Below are 15006 nucleotides of genomic sequence, written 5' to 3' on the forward strand. Positions count from 1 at the left end.
AAGAACAGAAGCAGGAATTATGAATTGCTTATCTTTTTTTTTTCGCCTTCAAAAGACAAAGACGCTAACTGCATAAGACACAACTCTACTAATAACCTTTGGTTCTGACTTGATTTATACTTCAAATCACAATCATTTGCAATCTCAATTGCTTGCAAAAGAAATGGCATTGATGTTTGTTGAGATTGATTGTAGAATAATTGCTTACCATGATCACCTATTTCTAACAGATTTATTGTCTCAGGAGTCTTACATACCATTAGATCTCTAAAATGAGATGCTAATCCAGATACGAAGTGATGACCGTCAAATCCTTTAGATAAGATGTCGTTATAAGCAAGTAACAAACCTGGGATATTACCTTGTAGTACCATATCTGTAATACGGATATAATACTCAAAATCTAATACATTAAGATTCTCTGCTACTGCCTGTCTAGTCAAGTTTCTACCACAATAAGATACTACTCTATCAAAAATAGACAAAGCATCACGCATAGCTCCATCAGCTTTTTGAGCGATAATACGCAGTGCATCATCTTCAAAGTTGATACCTTGGCTTCTAGCTACGTCTGCTAAATGATTAGCAGCATCTGCTATAGTAATACGTTTAAAGTCAAAGATCTGACATCTAGACAATATCGTTGGTATAATCTTGTGTTTCTCTGTAGTTGCTAAAATAAAGATAGCATGACGTGGTGGCTCTTCTAATGTTTTTAAGAAAGCATTAAAAGCAGCTGAAGATAACATATGCACCTCATCTATAATATACACCTTGTACTTACCTGTTTGTGGAGGTATACGTACTTGGTCAATAAGACTTCTGATATCATCCACCGAGTTATTAGAGGCAGCATCTAGTTCAAATACATTAAATGCGAAATCCTCATTCGGATCGTCATACCCTTCTTGGTTTATCTTTCTTGCTAAAATACGAGCACAAGTCGTCTTTCCTACTCCTCTAGGTCCAGTAAATAATAAAGCTTGTGCTAAGTGATTACTCTCTATAGCATTAACTAGTGTACTTGTAATAGCTTGTTGTCCTACTACATCCTTAAATGTCTGGGGTCTATATTTTCGGGCAGATACGATAAATTGTTCCATAGGTCTCTTATTATCGCAAAGGTAGTTTATTTTTTATAATACAGAAATTATTCTCGTAACTCTGAAGGGAAAAACTCATCCTCTCCTATCTTACTAGACCATTGTTTTCTAAGCTGATTTAAGTTAATAGGTTTATGAGGTGCTCTCTCTTCTAACTGATTTGAATAGAACAGATACTGCAATTGCACTTCTATATAAAAATCATCAAGTTCTGATTCTGGATGATATTCTGATTTTAAGTTTAAACTAAATGTTCTAGCTGCGGTATTAGACCAAAAAGCCTTCCATCCACTCTTAAATTCCTTTATTAGCTTAAAAACAGTCTGTCCTGTCTGTCTGTCTATCAACTTTATTAGAATCTTACCATCGTTTCTAGATAGTTTCTTTAACTTCTCTGTAAACTGTTCTTCTAGATACTTCTGTGATCGTTTTATATATCTACGTTTATCACCACTACTTGACATCTTATCAAGATTAGCATTTAGAATAACTAAGTTCTCAGCAGTTGCTTTCGCATAAGGATACACTCTACGCAATCTGTTGCGAAGAATAATCATATCTCTTCTATATTTTTCGTCCTTGACATCTACTCCTATAAATATCTCAGGTATTGTATATTCTTGTATTGTATCCCCATTAATAATTATTTCGTGAGGAATCTCTGGTACAGCTACAAGCCCTTTCTCTTCCTGCGCTATCAGTAGTTGTGCCAACAAGAGAAAACTAAACAACAAAAGCTTTTTCATAACTTAAAATATACATCAAAATTATTGCTTTTTGTTGAGTAATAATAATGTATTGGGTAAATTAGCAAAAAATAAAATTATGAGTGCAAAGACAATTCTAGATGATCAATCTCTAGCATTTTTAGAGACATATTTAAATAATCCTTCTCCTACTGGACACGAATCTAATAACCAAAAAACGTGGATGGAGTATCTAAAACCTTATGTAGATACTTTTATTACTGACACTTACGGAACAGCAGTAGGAATTATTAACCCTGATGCTCCATATAAAGTAGTTATAGAAGGACACGCGGATGAAATCTCTTGGTACGTAAAATATATAACAGAAGAAGGATTTATCCACGTTGTACGCAATGGTGGTAGTGATCATATGATTGCTCCTTCTAAGAGAGTTCACATTCACACTAAAAAAGGTATTGTAGAAGGTGTATTCGGATGGCCAGCTATTCACATCAGAAATAGAGCAGGTAAAGAAGAATCTCCAAAAATAGAGACTAACTTTATCGACCTAGGTTGTGATTCTAAAGCAGAAGTAGAAGCTTTAGGAGTACATGTTGGTTGTGTTATCACATATCCTGATACATTTACTATACTTAATAAAAACCGTTTTGTATGTCGTGCTATTGACAATAGAATGGGTGGTTTTATGATTGCTCAAGTGGCGCGTCTATTAAAAGAAAATAATAAAACTCTTCCTTTCGGATTATATATCGTTAATGCTGTACAAGAAGAAGTAGGTTTACGTGGAGCAGAAATGATTACTCAGACAATCAAACCTAATGTTGCTATCGTAACGGATGTTTGTCACGATTCTAATACTCCTATGGTTGATAAGAATATAGAAGGTGATAATAAAATAGGTAGAGGACCTGTAGTAGGTTATGCTCCAGCTATTCAGAATAACCTTAGAGAATTAATCGAAGAAACTGCTGAGAACAACAATATCCCATTCCAACGCAATGCTATGAGTAGAGTAACAGGTACTGATACTGACGCATTCGCTTACAGCAATGGTGGTGTAGCTTCTGCTCTTATCTCTCTTCCGTTGAGATATATGCATACTACAGTAGAGATGGTACACAGAGATGATGTGGAGAACACTATCAAACTAATCTACGAAACACTATTAAAGATTGAGAATAACGAAACATTCTCATATTTTAAATAATAAATCAAGGCAGTTCTATACTGCCTTTTTTATTTCCTTACTCCTATTGAGATTTTTACAATTCTTTACAAAGCTAGTATGATTAAATCCTTTATCTTTGAATAAAAATACATTCTATAATGTCAAATTATAATCGAAACAAGAATACAACCACTAAACTTAATACAAATCTTACTTTAGCTCAAATTATAGAGCAAGCAGGAAGTAACCCAGAATATAGAGCTGTTTTTTATAACCGTTTCTTAAAAGACTACATCTACATATTAGTACAAAAAGACTCAACTACTGAAGATAGTGAGACACCTCCTATTATCGCTTTTGAAAACAACTGCATACCTGTATTCACTGATCCAGATAGAATATATGATGGTAGTGCTATACACCAAGAAATGGATTATATGAAAGTAAGAGGACATGCTTTCTTAGAAATGACTGTAGGTGCTACAATCATAGTAAACCCATTCTCTAAAGTTTACAAAGAATTAGTAGTTGAAGAAATAGCTGATATGCTTAATGGAAGTATATTTAATACTGTATCAAGTCCTGTATTAAGAGGTCAGATGAATGTGCAAATTGGCAAACCTGACAACAACCCAACTACATTATTAAACGAACTTAAAAGTGCTTTTTATCAAAACGAACATATAACTGCTGCTTATATAGGATGGACTTTTAATGAGATTTTAGACAAAGAACCTCACTATATCTTTGCTATCGAATGTTCAGAAGAATTAAGTAATTTTAAAGAAGTAGCCAATTTAGTCTCGACTTTCTGTAAATCTCATTTTAAAGAAGGCGAATATGCTGATATTATCAAATTAGAACAAAATGGCAACTATAGCGATTACTTCTACAACCAAGCAAAACCTTTCTATGTAAAGTAAATGGATACTAATGCTATATTCACTCCTATTGATCTGAATACCTGGAAACGTACTCCTTATTACGAGTACTATCGCAATATTCTGAAGACAAAGTACACTGTTAGTATCAAAATAGACATAACAGACATCATCTCATTATACAAGAGTAAAGGATATAAGTTCTTCCCTACTTTTTTATATGTAATTATGAAAGCTCTAAACAATAGTGAAGAATTGCGCACTAGTATACAAGATGGCAAGCTGGGCACTTGGAATTATCTAACGCCTCAGTTTACACTATTTCACGAAGATGATAAAACATTCTCTGACTTATGGAGTGACTATAGTGATGATTTTGCTGTATTTCATCAAAATATAATCAATGACATCCAACAGTATAAAGATGTAAAGGGCATTAAAGTTAAACAAGGTTTACCTGCTAACTTCGTTCCTATTTCATGCGTTCCATGGATTAGTTTTGAAAGTATAAGTCAAGACACATCTCACGACAGTGATTTCTTAAAACCAATTATACGTTTTGGAAAATACTACACAGAGAATGACAAGGTGTTAATCCCTTTATCTGTATATGTCAATCACGCTATAGCAGATGGATATCACACATCAATGTTTCTACAAGATGTACAAAACATAGCAAATAACGCTAAAAACTGGATACTATAAGGATTATCTCTACAAGAGGTAATCCTTTTTTATTTTCAATACCACCCCATAAAATACTCACTTACAATAAACTACCAAAACCACTCTGTTTAGTATTAGCTTTATCTATACTTGCAATAAAAACAAACAATAATAATTCATCCCCACCTTACTTAATTAGTGTACTTTTGCCGATTCTAAAATTTTCAATATATGCCACAAAAGAACAAGAATAGTTTTTTCTTTTTAATATATCTAGTAGGTTTGAGCATCATCGGTTTCTTAGCTACAGATATGTATCTACCTGCATTCGATACAATGCGTATCGATCTTAATACCTCAAAGAGTAATATTAGTGCTACATTGAGTTTATTCCTTGCGGGATATGCTATTGCACAATTAATATGGGGACCTATTTCAGACAGATTCGGTAAACCAAAAACAATTATTGTAGGTCTTAGTATCTTCACTATTTCTTCTTTAATCATCTTCTTTACAGAAAGCGTTATTGCGTTTATGCTATTGAGATTGATTCAAGCTATTGGAGTATGTGCAGCAGCTGTTAGCTGGCAGGCACTAGTAATCGAAAAATACCCAGCGGCAGAAACGACTAAAGTCTTTGCATCTATTATGCCATTAGTTGCATTATCACCTGCCTTAGCACCTTTATTAGGAGTTTATTTACTAAACCACTTTGGATGGAGATCTATCTTTATCACACTAGCTGTTATAGCAGTACTACTTATCCTATATACTTTTACAATTAAAGAAGATAAGACTGCAAAAGAAACTACAACATCTGAAACTATGAGGATATCATACTTCGCTATACTTAAATCAAAAAAATACTTAGGTAATGTTATGATTTACGCTTTATGTTCAGCTGCTTTCTTTGCTTGGTTGACAGGATCACCTTTCTTCTTAAAAGAAATGGGATATAGTGAAAGTGAAATAGGATTTAGCTTCGTTCCACAGACTATTGCTTTCTTGATAGGAGGTTTTGGATACAGAACTTTATCTGCTAAAGTAAATGGAGAAGTACTGATGCCTTACTTTATTGCACTTTTCGTAATAGCTGTTAGTTCACTTACTGCTTTAGCTGTATTTACTAATCCTACCTTAACTACACTACTTATACCATTCTGTTTAATGGCATTCGTAAATGGAGCATGTTACCCAATTGTAGTATCTGAAGCATTAAAGTTATATCCTAATAACTCAGGAAAAGCAGCAGCTCTACAAAACACCATACAATTAGGAATGTGTTTTATAGCAAGCTCTATAGTATCTCTATTTACAGCAGATGCTTTATTCACTACAGTATTAGTTATGGCAGGTACTATACCGTTAATATACATCGCTTTTAGATTGACTAAAAGCCCTAAATAATAAGCATAAAAAAAGGAACCAATATAGGTTCCTTTTTTTATATCTATAATCTACGATTATGAGTTAGATACATCTACAGTAGTTGCTTCAGCAATTTGTTTGTAAGTACCATTCTCTAACTTCTCGCGGATAGCTTCATAAGCTTTTAATGTCTCATCAATATCCTCTTTAGTATGAGTAGCCGTAGGGATCATTCTCAATAAGATAATTCCTTTAGGGATTACTGGATAAACAACGATTGATAAGAAGATATTATAGTTCTCTCTTAAGTCATTTACCATTACCATTGCCTCAGGAATACTTCCTTCTAAGTATACAGGAGTAACACAAGTGTTAGTATCACCAATATTAAATCCTCTATCTTTTAATCCATTCTGAAGCAAGTTTACATTCTCCCATAATTTAGCTTTTAATGAAGGGTTAGTTCTTAAAAGATCTAAACGTTTTAATGCTCCTTTAGTGAAAATCATTGGTAATGATTTAGCGAACATTTGAGAACGTAAGTTATATTTTAAATAATCAATAATATCTTTATCTGCTGCTACGAATGCTCCGATAGAAGCCATAGACTTAGCAAATGTAGAGAAGTAAACATCAATACCATCTTGACATTCTTGCTCTTCTCCTGCTCCAGCACCTGTAACACCTAAAGTACCAAATCCGTGAGCATCATCAACTAATAAACGGAAATTATACTTCTCTTTAAGAGCTACTATTTCTTTTAATTTACCTTGTTGACCTCTCATTCCGAATACTCCTTCAGTGATCACTAAAATACCTCCACCTGTAGTTTCAGCCATTTTAGTTGCTCTCTCCATATTCTTTTCGAAACTTTCAATATCATTGTGTTTATAAGTAAAACGTTTACCCATATGTAAACGAACACCATCAATGATACAAGCGTGAGAATCCACGTCGTATACAATCACATCATTCTTAGTTACTAAAGCATCGATGATAGAAACCATCCCTTGGTAACCAAAGTTTAATAAATAAGCAGCTTCTTTCTTAACGAATGCAGCTAACTCATCTTGTAATTGCTCATGCATTGTAGTATGTCCCGACATCATACGCGCACCCATTGGGTATGCAGCACCATATTCAGCAGCTGCCTCAGCATCTACTTGTCTTACTTCTGGGTGATTAGATAAACCTAAATAATCATTGATACTCCAGTTAATAACTTCTTTTCCATGAAACATCATACGATTTGACAAAGGTCCTTCTAACTTAGGAAAAACATAATATCCTTCTGCTTGAGATGCCCATTTTCCTAAAGGCCCTTTATTTTTCTGTATTCTGTCAAATAAATCGTTTACCATAATATAACTATGTTTAAAAAAACAATTGCAAAAATAATGATATTTTGTATGCTTTCATAATAAATAGAAAACTATTTAGTCCTTAATCCCACTAACTATGACAGTATTAAAACCATTTTAAGTATAATATATCAATATAAAAATGCGAATAAAAAATACCATTTTATTACAAAATTCTCGATGAAAAGTGCTTTTAAAACAAAAACCTCCCTATATGGGAGGTTTTTGTTTCTTATTTTTAATATAATGCAGGATATAAACTTGGATTTACCTCATTCATAATTGCATAAATTTTTTCAAATACATCTTCAGAAGAAGGTTTAGAGAAGTAATCTCCATCAGTACCATAAGCTGGTCTGTGCTCTTTTGAAGTTAATGTTTGAGGCTCGCTATCTAAATATTTATAACCTTTTTGCTCTTCTAGTACTTTTTGAAGAATATAAGCAGAAGCTCCTCCTGGTACATCTTCATCAATTACCAATAAACGGTTAGTTTTAGCAAGACTCTTCACGATATCGTGGTTTAAGTCAAATGGAAGTAATGACTGAGCATCTATAATCTCAACATCAATACCTACTTCTAACAATTCCTTAGCAGCTTGTTCGATCACTCTTAAAGTAGACCCATAAGATACCACAGTGATATCCTTACCTTCTTTAATTGTTTCTACTACTCCGATAGGTGTTTTGAATTCTCCTAAGTTATTAGGCATCTTCTCTTTTAATCGGTATCCATTTAGACACTCAATTAATAAAGCAGGCTCATCACTCTCTAATAAAGTGTTATAGAATCCTGCTGCCTTAGTCATATCTCTAGGGACTAATACATGCATTCCTCTAATAGAGTTAATGATCATTCCCATAGGAGAACCTGAATGCCAGATACCTTCTAATCTATGACCACGAGTTCTAACGATTAATGGAGCTTTTTGACGTCCTACTGTTCTATACTGAAGAGTAGCTAAGTCATCACTCATAATTTGGATAGCGTATAATAAATAATCTAAATACTGAATCTCAGCAATAGGTCTTAATCCACGCATAGCCATTCCTATACCTTGTCCTAAGATTGTAGCTTCTCTAATACCAGTATCTGTTACTCTATTTACTCCGTGTTTCTCTTGAAGGCCTTCTAATCCTTGGTTAACGTCACCGATATTACCAGAATCTTCTCCAAAGATCATTACATTTTTGTGTTTCTCTAAAATAAAGTCAAAGTTGTCTTTAAGCACCACACGAGCATCTACCTCTGTTGCATCTGCATCATAAGTAGGCACTACCTCTGCTACATTAGTAGCCGTACCAGTCATTAAGTGAGAACTATAACGAGGTTGGTTTTTAGCAAAGAAATCAGCGATATATTGTACTAAGACACCTTTACCAGATTCTTTAATTACCATTCTCAATACTTTACGAGCAGTAGTAATTACATCTCTTCTGATAGGTTCTTTAATACCAGCTAAATCATTAGCCATTTTTTCGATAAACACTCTGTTAGCACTAGAAGCAGCAACAGTACCTAATAAAGTTACTAACTCATCACGTTCTGCAACAATAGGATCTACATAAGCTTTCCATGCAGCCTTTTTACCTTCTAATACTTCTTTCTTAAGCTGTTTGTCTAATTCGTCTAACTCTTCTGCAGTAGCAATATCAGACGAAATCATCCAACTTCTCATTTGTGCAACACAGTCGTGCTCTACTTCCCAAGCTAAACGCTCTGGGCTTTTGTATCTTTCATGAGATCCAGAAGTTGAGTGACCTTGAGGTTGAGTCAACTCTTGAACGTGAACCAATACAGGTACATGTTCTTCTCTAGCTATTTTTGATGCTTTGTTATAAGTATCTACTAAAGCTACATAATCCCATCCTTTAACACGTAAGATTTCATATCCTTTACCATTTTCATCTCTTTGGAATCCTTTTAAGATTTCAGAGATATTTTCTTTTGTAGTTTGATATTTAGCATGTACAGAGATACCATATTGATCATCCCATACATTCATTACCATAGGTACTTGTAATACACCAGCCGCATTAATTGTCTCAAAGAACAATCCTTCTGATGTAGAAGCATTACCGATAGTACCCCAAGCTACCTCATTACCATTTACTGAGAAGTTTCCTTCTTTATCAGCATCTGCAAATTCTCTATAGAATTTAGAAGCTTGAGCTAAACCTAACAATCTAGGCATTTGCCCAGCTGTAGGAGATATATCAGCACTTGAATTTTTCTGATCTACTAATTTCTTCCAGTTACCATTTTCATCTAAACTGTGAGTAGCAAAGTGCCCTCCCATTTGACGACCTCCAGACATAGGATCATTTTCTATATCAGCATGTCCAAAAAGTCCTGCAAAAAATTGTTCTACTGTCAATTGTCCTATCGCCATCATAAATGTCTGATCGCGGTAGTATCCAGATCTAAAGTCTCCATTCTGAAAAGCCTTTGCCATCGCTAATTGAGGCACCTCTTTACCATCACCAAATATTCCAAATTTAGCTTTTCCTGTAAGTACTTCACGTCTACCAAGTAAACTACATTCTCTACTTAGTTTCGCAATTTTATAATCTTGAATTACCTCTTTCTTAAAATCATCGTAAGAAAGAGCCGTTTTTGTTTCTTTTTGACTCATTGTAAAATACACTAATTTACTCGTTACGAATATAAAATATTATCAAGAAAAAAGCTAGTATATACTTCTTCATTATATTGAATTAATACATACTTCTATTGCTATTCACTCAATAAAACAGCAAAAAAAATACACTATCAAAAAATTTAAGTATTTTTAGTAAATTGATATTATGAATTTGATAATCACTGTCAAAAAAATATCCCCTACTATGAGGGGATATAAATTATTCGATAACTGTTAAAATATCTTCAAGTGCAAAACGTACTTTCTTCATAGGTAATAACCAATCATTTTCATGATCTCTTTCTCCTAATGCTAAAATAGTTACACTTTTTAATCCTTTTTTATCTAGTCCTAAAGCTTCATCTAATTGATCGTTATAAAAGCCTTCCATAGGAGAAGCATCTACTCTCAATTCTGCTGCTGCTGCAATAGCCATTCCGAAAGCAATATAAGCTTGACGAGCGGCATGTTGAAACTGTTGGTCTTTAGTCAAACTATTAAAGTTTCCTTTTATAGAAGCTTTATAGTCATCTGTAGAACCAGGAGTTAACTCCCTAATTGTTTCTACATTTTTAAACACAGCATCAATGCGCTCTTCTGTATAAGCATCCCATGCTGCAAAAACCAATACATGAGAACTGTCTTTTATCTGACTTTGATTCATTACCACAGGAACTAACTTTTCTTTTAACTCCTGATTTTTTATCAATATCATTTCAAAAGGTTGTAACCCAGAAGATGTAGGCGCCATACGAGCAGCCTCTATAATCTGCATTACTTTATCCTCTGCTACTTTTACTGTATTGTTATATTTCTTAGTAGCATAACGCCACTGTAGACTATTTAATAACTCCATAAATATATAAATTACCTCTTAGCTAAAAATGCTAAGACATTATTCTCTATACGTTCATTGATATTAGAGACATCCGCTTTTACAAAAGGTTCACCTATAATGTTCTCGTATAATTCGATATAACGTTCAGACACACTGTTGATGTATTCTTCTGTCATTTCAGGTACTACTTGTCCCTCTTTTCCTTGAAAACCATTACTGATTAACCATTGTCTTACAAATTCTTTAGACAATTGTTTTTGAGCCTCCCCTTTTGCTTGTCTTTCTTCGTATCCTTCTGCATAGAAATAACGAGAAGAATCAGGCGTGTGTATCTCATCAATTAACACAATCTTTCCGTCTTTAGTCTTCCCAAATTCATATTTAGTATCCACTAAGATAAGTCCCCTTTCTGCAGCTATCTCAGTTCCTCTTTTATAAAGTGCGTGAGTGTACTGCTCTAATACTAGATAATCCTCTTCTGACACAATACCTCTAGCTAAGATATCTTCGCGAGAAATATCAACATCATGTAATCCTAAATCCTCTTTTGTAGAAGGAGTGATGATTGGCATAGGTAGCTTATCATTCTCTTTTAATCCTTCTGCTAATGTTACTCCGCATAACACTCTCTTTCCTTCTGCATATTCACGTGCAGCATGCCCTGCTAAGTATCCTCTGATTACCATCTCCACTTTAAACGGCTCACACACGTGTCCTACCGCTACATTAGGATCTGGAGTAGCCACTAACCAGTTCGGAACGATGTCACTTGTCATCTCCATAAACTTAGTAGCTATCTGATTTAAGATTTGTCCTTTAAAAGGGATTCCTTTAGGCATAATAACGTCAAAAGCTGATAATCTATCCGTAGCAACCATAACCAATAGGTCGTCTGCTATGTTGTAAACTTCTCTTACTTTTCCGCGGTAAACTGACTTTTGATTTGGAAACTCAAAACCCGTTTTTGTGATTGTGTTATTCATATTCTTGTTATAGTTGTGTAGTTCTTTTCTATTCTAGTAGGCCATTAATTCTAATAGTGCTGTTTCAAATCTGTCCTTAGGCAGATACTGATCTTCTAAAGCTTTCACAAATGGTATGGCTGTTTCTAAACTAGCTACCCTTCTAACAGGTGCATCTAAGTATTCAAAACAATTCTCCATAATCATCGCCGACATATCACTTGCGATTCCTCCGAACATGGAATCTTCTTGCAAAATTATAACTTTATTTGTTTTTTTCACTGATTTAAATACAGTTTCCTCATCTAAAGGTTGTAATGTGCGTAAATCTATCAAATCAGCCTTAATATCAGGATGTTTATCTAAAACTTCCATCGCCCAATGCACTCCTGCTCCGAAAGAAATAACTGTAACATCTCCACCTTCTCTTAATACACCTGCCTTTCCAAACGGCAGTGTATAATACGCTTTAGGAACATCCTGATAAATACTTCTATACAACAACTTATGTTCAAAGAAGATTACTGGATTAGGATCATTAATAGCAGTTGCCATTAATCCTTTAGCATCATAAGGAAATGCTGGATACACTACCTTTAACCCAGGTGTTTTAGTAAACCATGCTTCATTAGTCTGAGAGTGAAACGGTCCTGCCTGAGTACCTCCTCCACATGGCATACGTACCACTACATCTGCTTTCTCATTCCAGCGATAGTGTATCTTTGCTAGATAATTCACTATTGGATTAAACCCTGTAGACACAAAATCTCCAAACTGCATCTCCATAATCGCCTTTCCTCCATTTATAGAATATCCCATAGCAGCAGATACTACAGCACTCTCACAGATAGGAGTATTGCGAATACGCCCTTTGCCAAATTGCTCTACAAAACCATCTGTCACTTTAAACGCTCCTCCATACTCTGCAATATCTTGCCCCATAATAACTAGATTATCATGACGCTCAAATGACTGCTTTAACCCTTCTGATATCGCATCTATTAATCTAATATTTGCTACTTCACCAGTAGGTTTAACATCTTCATACGCATAAGGCGCATACATATCTTCTAATTCTGTCGCTAGATCAGCCACTATAGCTGGCTCTTCTTGTGTAGTCTTCCAGTCTTTATCTATTTCTTTCTTAAAAGCTGCTCTTATCTCTTCATCAGCAATATCAGTTAGTACACTTATCTCTTTCAGATAAGTTCTGTAATTCTCTACTGGATCTTTTAGCTGCCACATATCCATAAGTTCTTGTGGTACATACTTAGTTCCACTCGCTTCTTCGTGTCCGCGCATTCTAAAAGTCAAGAATTCTATAAGCACAGGTCTAGGGTTCTCACGAATAGACTGAGCCAATGCGCTAATCTGTTGATATACCTCTAGTATATTGTTCCCATCGATAATATGACTTTCCATGCCATATCCCTTCGCTCTATCAGCTAGATGCTCACATCTATATTGTTCATTAGTAGGTGTAGATAATCCATATCCATTATTTTCAATAACAAACAACACAGGAAGATCCCACACAGAAGCTATATTTAATGCCTCGTGAAAGTCTCCTTCTGAAGTTCCTCCTTCTCCTGTAAATACAGCTGTTATTTTCTTTTCTTGACGAAGTGTATGTGCTAGCGCGATTCCATCAGCCACTCCTAGTTGAGGACCTAAGTGAGAAATCATCCCAACGATGTGGTATTCTTGCGTTCCAAAGTGAAATGAACGCTCTCTTCCTTTAGTAAAGCCATTTGCTTTTCCTTGCCATTGAGAGAAAAGACGGTAAAGTGGAATATCTCTTGAAGTAAACACTCCTAAGTTGCGGTGCATAGGTAAGATATATTCATCCTTATCTAAGCTAGCTGTTATACCTACGCTAATAGCCTCCTGTCCTATTCCTGAGAACCATTTAGACACCTTACCTTGTCTGATTAAGATAAGCATCTTCTCCTCTATCATACGAGGCTTGAGTAGTTTTTTATAAAGTCCAAGTAACTCTTGGTCTGTTAAGTTTTTACGGTTGTAATGTAATTGTTTCATAATTGGTTTAATAGACTCTAAAAATAAACATTTGGCTCTACTAAACAAATTTTAATACAAGGAATAAGACATAATATACTTATCATTTTGTTCTTTCTGTTTTAAATACATTTATATAAAAAACTCATTTCTTTACTCTAATCAATACTCTTCTAGAATAATAATTCAACAATTACAACCTTAAAAATTGCCTAAGATTTAAGAATAATAAACTCAATCCCATTAATAGTCCTTATATTTGCAAGGTTATACCCATGTATAATAGCTTAGCAGGGGAATCGTGTGAAACTCACGAACTGTCGCGCAACTGTAAGTAATACTATTACAAGTCAGATTACCAGTTAAGTTATTCGGTATAATATTATGGTATTGCTTTCGCGATTTGAAGCAACATAGATGTACTCCTCTTTCACTTATGACATTTTAGAAAGACTGTGCACTAAAGAGATTAAAGCCAAAACAGCTATTCCATAATTCATGAATAATTAAAGTAATAAACTAACTGACAAAAGAATCATTACAACAATATGGAAAGTCAATTAACAAACAGAGAGTTACGTATTCAGAAGAAAATAAAAGACTCAGAAACACACGTATTTAAAGCGGTATTCCCAGGTCAAACTAACCACCACAACACTATGTTCGGTGGAGCTGTAATGTATATCATGGATGAAATTGCATTTATGACTGCTACGCGTTTTTGTCGTAAGCCTATCGTTACAGTATCTAGTGATAAGATTGACTTTAACCACCCTATCCCTGCAGGTACTTTAGTAGAGCTTATCGGAACAGTGGTGCGTGTAGGTCGTACAAGTTTAGATGTTAGAGTAGATGTATTCGTAGAGAGTATGTATAGAGATGGTAGAGAAAAAGCGATGACTGGTACATTCACACTAGTTGCTATTAACGAAAGCAAACGTCCTGTACCTGTATTTGACGAAGTAGAAGAATAATCAAAACTGATATAAATACAAAAATCCCTAATGGCCTCCATTAGGGATTTTTTATACACACTATTTTTACATCAAGCTAAAAACAGCACAACACTTGGTTTTTCTAATTCGAACAACTCAAGCCACAACAATATTTCACAATAAAAGCTATCCCGAAAGATAGCTTTTAACCCCAGTTTCTGCATTAGCCCAATACTATGAGCTAATTCTACGTTATCTCTCTTTCACTTCTTCTAAAACCATACTACAGTATGCTTTTTTCATAAGTTCAGAGATATTTAGTATAATTATCTCTCGTTTATAGGTCTATAACAG

At 34.4% G+C, this 15006-nt stretch carries 12 protein-coding genes and 1 riboswitch; of the genes, 5 read left to right on the forward strand and 7 right to left on the reverse strand.

The annotated features are described in order from the left end of the window. Positions 1-17 precede the first annotated feature (17 nt). On the reverse strand, positions 18-1103 hold the full coding sequence (gene dnaX, locus BMX53_RS07550) for a DNA polymerase III subunit gamma/tau (RefSeq protein WP_038986483.1): 1086 nt from the start codon (positions 1101-1103) through the stop codon (positions 18-20). A 47-nt stretch (positions 1104-1150) separates the two neighbouring features. Continuing rightward, positions 1151-1849 carry a DUF4294 domain-containing protein gene (locus BMX53_RS07555; RefSeq protein WP_038986482.1) on the reverse strand — a complete coding sequence of 233 codons (699 nt, stop codon included), beginning with the start codon at positions 1847-1849 and terminating at the stop codon, positions 1151-1153. A 79-nt stretch (positions 1850-1928) separates the two neighbouring features. Between BMX53_RS07555 and BMX53_RS07560 the strand changes: the two genes are divergently transcribed. From BMX53_RS07560 to punC, 4 genes are all read left to right on the forward strand, one after another. Continuing rightward, positions 1929-3020, forward strand: a complete 1092-nt coding sequence (locus tag BMX53_RS07560; RefSeq protein ID WP_063176967.1) for a M42 family metallopeptidase — start codon at positions 1929-1931, stop codon at positions 3018-3020. Between the two features lie 119 nt (positions 3021-3139). Next, a complete protein-coding gene (locus BMX53_RS07565) occupies positions 3140-3904 on the forward strand; it encodes an enhanced serine sensitivity protein SseB C-terminal domain-containing protein (protein WP_063176948.1) in 765 nt (254 codons plus the stop codon). Next, a complete protein-coding gene (locus tag BMX53_RS07570) occupies positions 3905-4567 on the forward strand; it encodes a chloramphenicol acetyltransferase (RefSeq protein WP_074745478.1) in 663 nt (220 codons plus the stop codon). 192 nt (positions 4568-4759) lie between these two features. Next, positions 4760-5935, forward strand: coding sequence for a purine nucleoside transporter PunC (gene punC / locus BMX53_RS07575; protein WP_074745480.1), 1176 nt, complete (start codon positions 4760-4762; stop codon positions 5933-5935). 56 nt (positions 5936-5991) lie between these two features. On the opposite strand, the gene BMX53_RS07580 is transcribed toward punC, so the two are convergent. The 5 genes from BMX53_RS07580 to BMX53_RS07600 all read right to left on the reverse strand — a co-directional run bounded on the left by BMX53_RS07580 (position 5992) and on the right by BMX53_RS07600 (position 13738). Further along, positions 5992-7257: a cysteate-C-fatty acyltransferase gene (locus BMX53_RS07580; RefSeq protein WP_074745482.1), complete on the reverse strand. Its 1266-nt coding sequence runs from the start codon at positions 7255-7257 to the stop codon at positions 5992-5994. A 238-nt stretch (positions 7258-7495) separates the two neighbouring features. Beyond that, positions 7496-9892 carry an alpha-ketoacid dehydrogenase subunit alpha/beta gene (locus BMX53_RS07585; RefSeq protein WP_074745484.1) on the reverse strand — a complete coding sequence of 799 codons (2397 nt, stop codon included), beginning with the start codon at positions 9890-9892 and terminating at the stop codon, positions 7496-7498. Between the two features lie 226 nt (positions 9893-10118). Next, on the reverse strand, positions 10119-10754 hold the full coding sequence (locus tag BMX53_RS07590) for a nitroreductase family protein (protein ID WP_063176952.1): 636 nt from the start codon (positions 10752-10754) through the stop codon (positions 10119-10121). Positions 10755-10765: 11 nt separating this feature from the next. Then, the gene (locus BMX53_RS07595; protein WP_074745486.1) at positions 10766-11719 is read right to left on the reverse strand and encodes a phosphoribosylaminoimidazolesuccinocarboxamide synthase; all 954 of its coding nucleotides are present in this window, start codon (positions 11717-11719) and stop codon (positions 10766-10768) included. A gap of 33 nt (positions 11720-11752) precedes the next feature. Next, a complete protein-coding gene (locus BMX53_RS07600) occupies positions 11753-13738 on the reverse strand; it encodes an alpha-ketoacid dehydrogenase subunit alpha/beta (protein WP_074745488.1) in 1986 nt (661 codons plus the stop codon). Between the two features lie 248 nt (positions 13739-13986). Further along, positions 13987-14113: riboswitch (adenosylcobalamin (AdoCbl) riboswitch) on the forward strand. 152 nt (positions 14114-14265) lie between these two features. On the opposite strand from BMX53_RS07600, the gene BMX53_RS07605 reads away from it, so the two are divergent. Continuing rightward, on the forward strand, positions 14266-14691 hold the full coding sequence (locus BMX53_RS07605) for an acyl-CoA thioesterase (RefSeq protein WP_038986472.1): 426 nt from the start codon (positions 14266-14268) through the stop codon (positions 14689-14691). Positions 14692-15006: the final 315 nt, after the last annotated feature.

Origin of the sequence: Myroides marinus (assembly GCF_900109075.1) — a bacterium.
GTDB classification, from domain to species: domain Bacteria; phylum Bacteroidota; class Bacteroidia; order Flavobacteriales; family Flavobacteriaceae; genus Flavobacterium; species Flavobacterium marinum_A.

Coding starts and splice junctions, on each gene's coding strand:
- BMX53_RS07580 (WP_074745482.1), bottom strand. CDS start 7,257: ATGGTAAACGATTTATTTGACAGAATACAGAAAAATAAAGGGCCTTTA.
- BMX53_RS07565 (WP_063176948.1), top strand. CDS start 3,140: ATGTCAAATTATAATCGAAACAAGAATACAACCACTAAACTTAATACA.
- dnaX (WP_038986483.1), bottom strand. CDS start 1,103: ATGGAACAATTTATCGTATCTGCCCGAAAATATAGACCCCAGACATTT.
- BMX53_RS07555 (WP_038986482.1), bottom strand. CDS start 1,849: ATGAAAAAGCTTTTGTTGTTTAGTTTTCTCTTGTTGGCACAACTACTG.
- BMX53_RS07560 (WP_063176967.1), top strand. CDS start 1,929: ATGAGTGCAAAGACAATTCTAGATGATCAATCTCTAGCATTTTTAGAG.
- punC (WP_074745480.1), top strand. CDS start 4,760: ATGCCACAAAAGAACAAGAATAGTTTTTTCTTTTTAATATATCTAGTA.
- BMX53_RS07585 (WP_074745484.1), bottom strand. CDS start 9,892: ATGAGTCAAAAAGAAACAAAAACGGCTCTTTCTTACGATGATTTTAAG.
- BMX53_RS07570 (WP_074745478.1), top strand. CDS start 3,905: ATGGATACTAATGCTATATTCACTCCTATTGATCTGAATACCTGGAAA.
- BMX53_RS07595 (WP_074745486.1), bottom strand. CDS start 11,719: ATGAATAACACAATCACAAAAACGGGTTTTGAGTTTCCAAATCAAAAG.
- BMX53_RS07600 (WP_074745488.1), bottom strand. CDS start 13,738: ATGAAACAATTACATTACAACCGTAAAAACTTAACAGACCAAGAGTTA.
- BMX53_RS07590 (WP_063176952.1), bottom strand. CDS start 10,754: ATGGAGTTATTAAATAGTCTACAGTGGCGTTATGCTACTAAGAAATAT.
- BMX53_RS07605 (WP_038986472.1), top strand. CDS start 14,266: ATGGAAAGTCAATTAACAAACAGAGAGTTACGTATTCAGAAGAAAATA.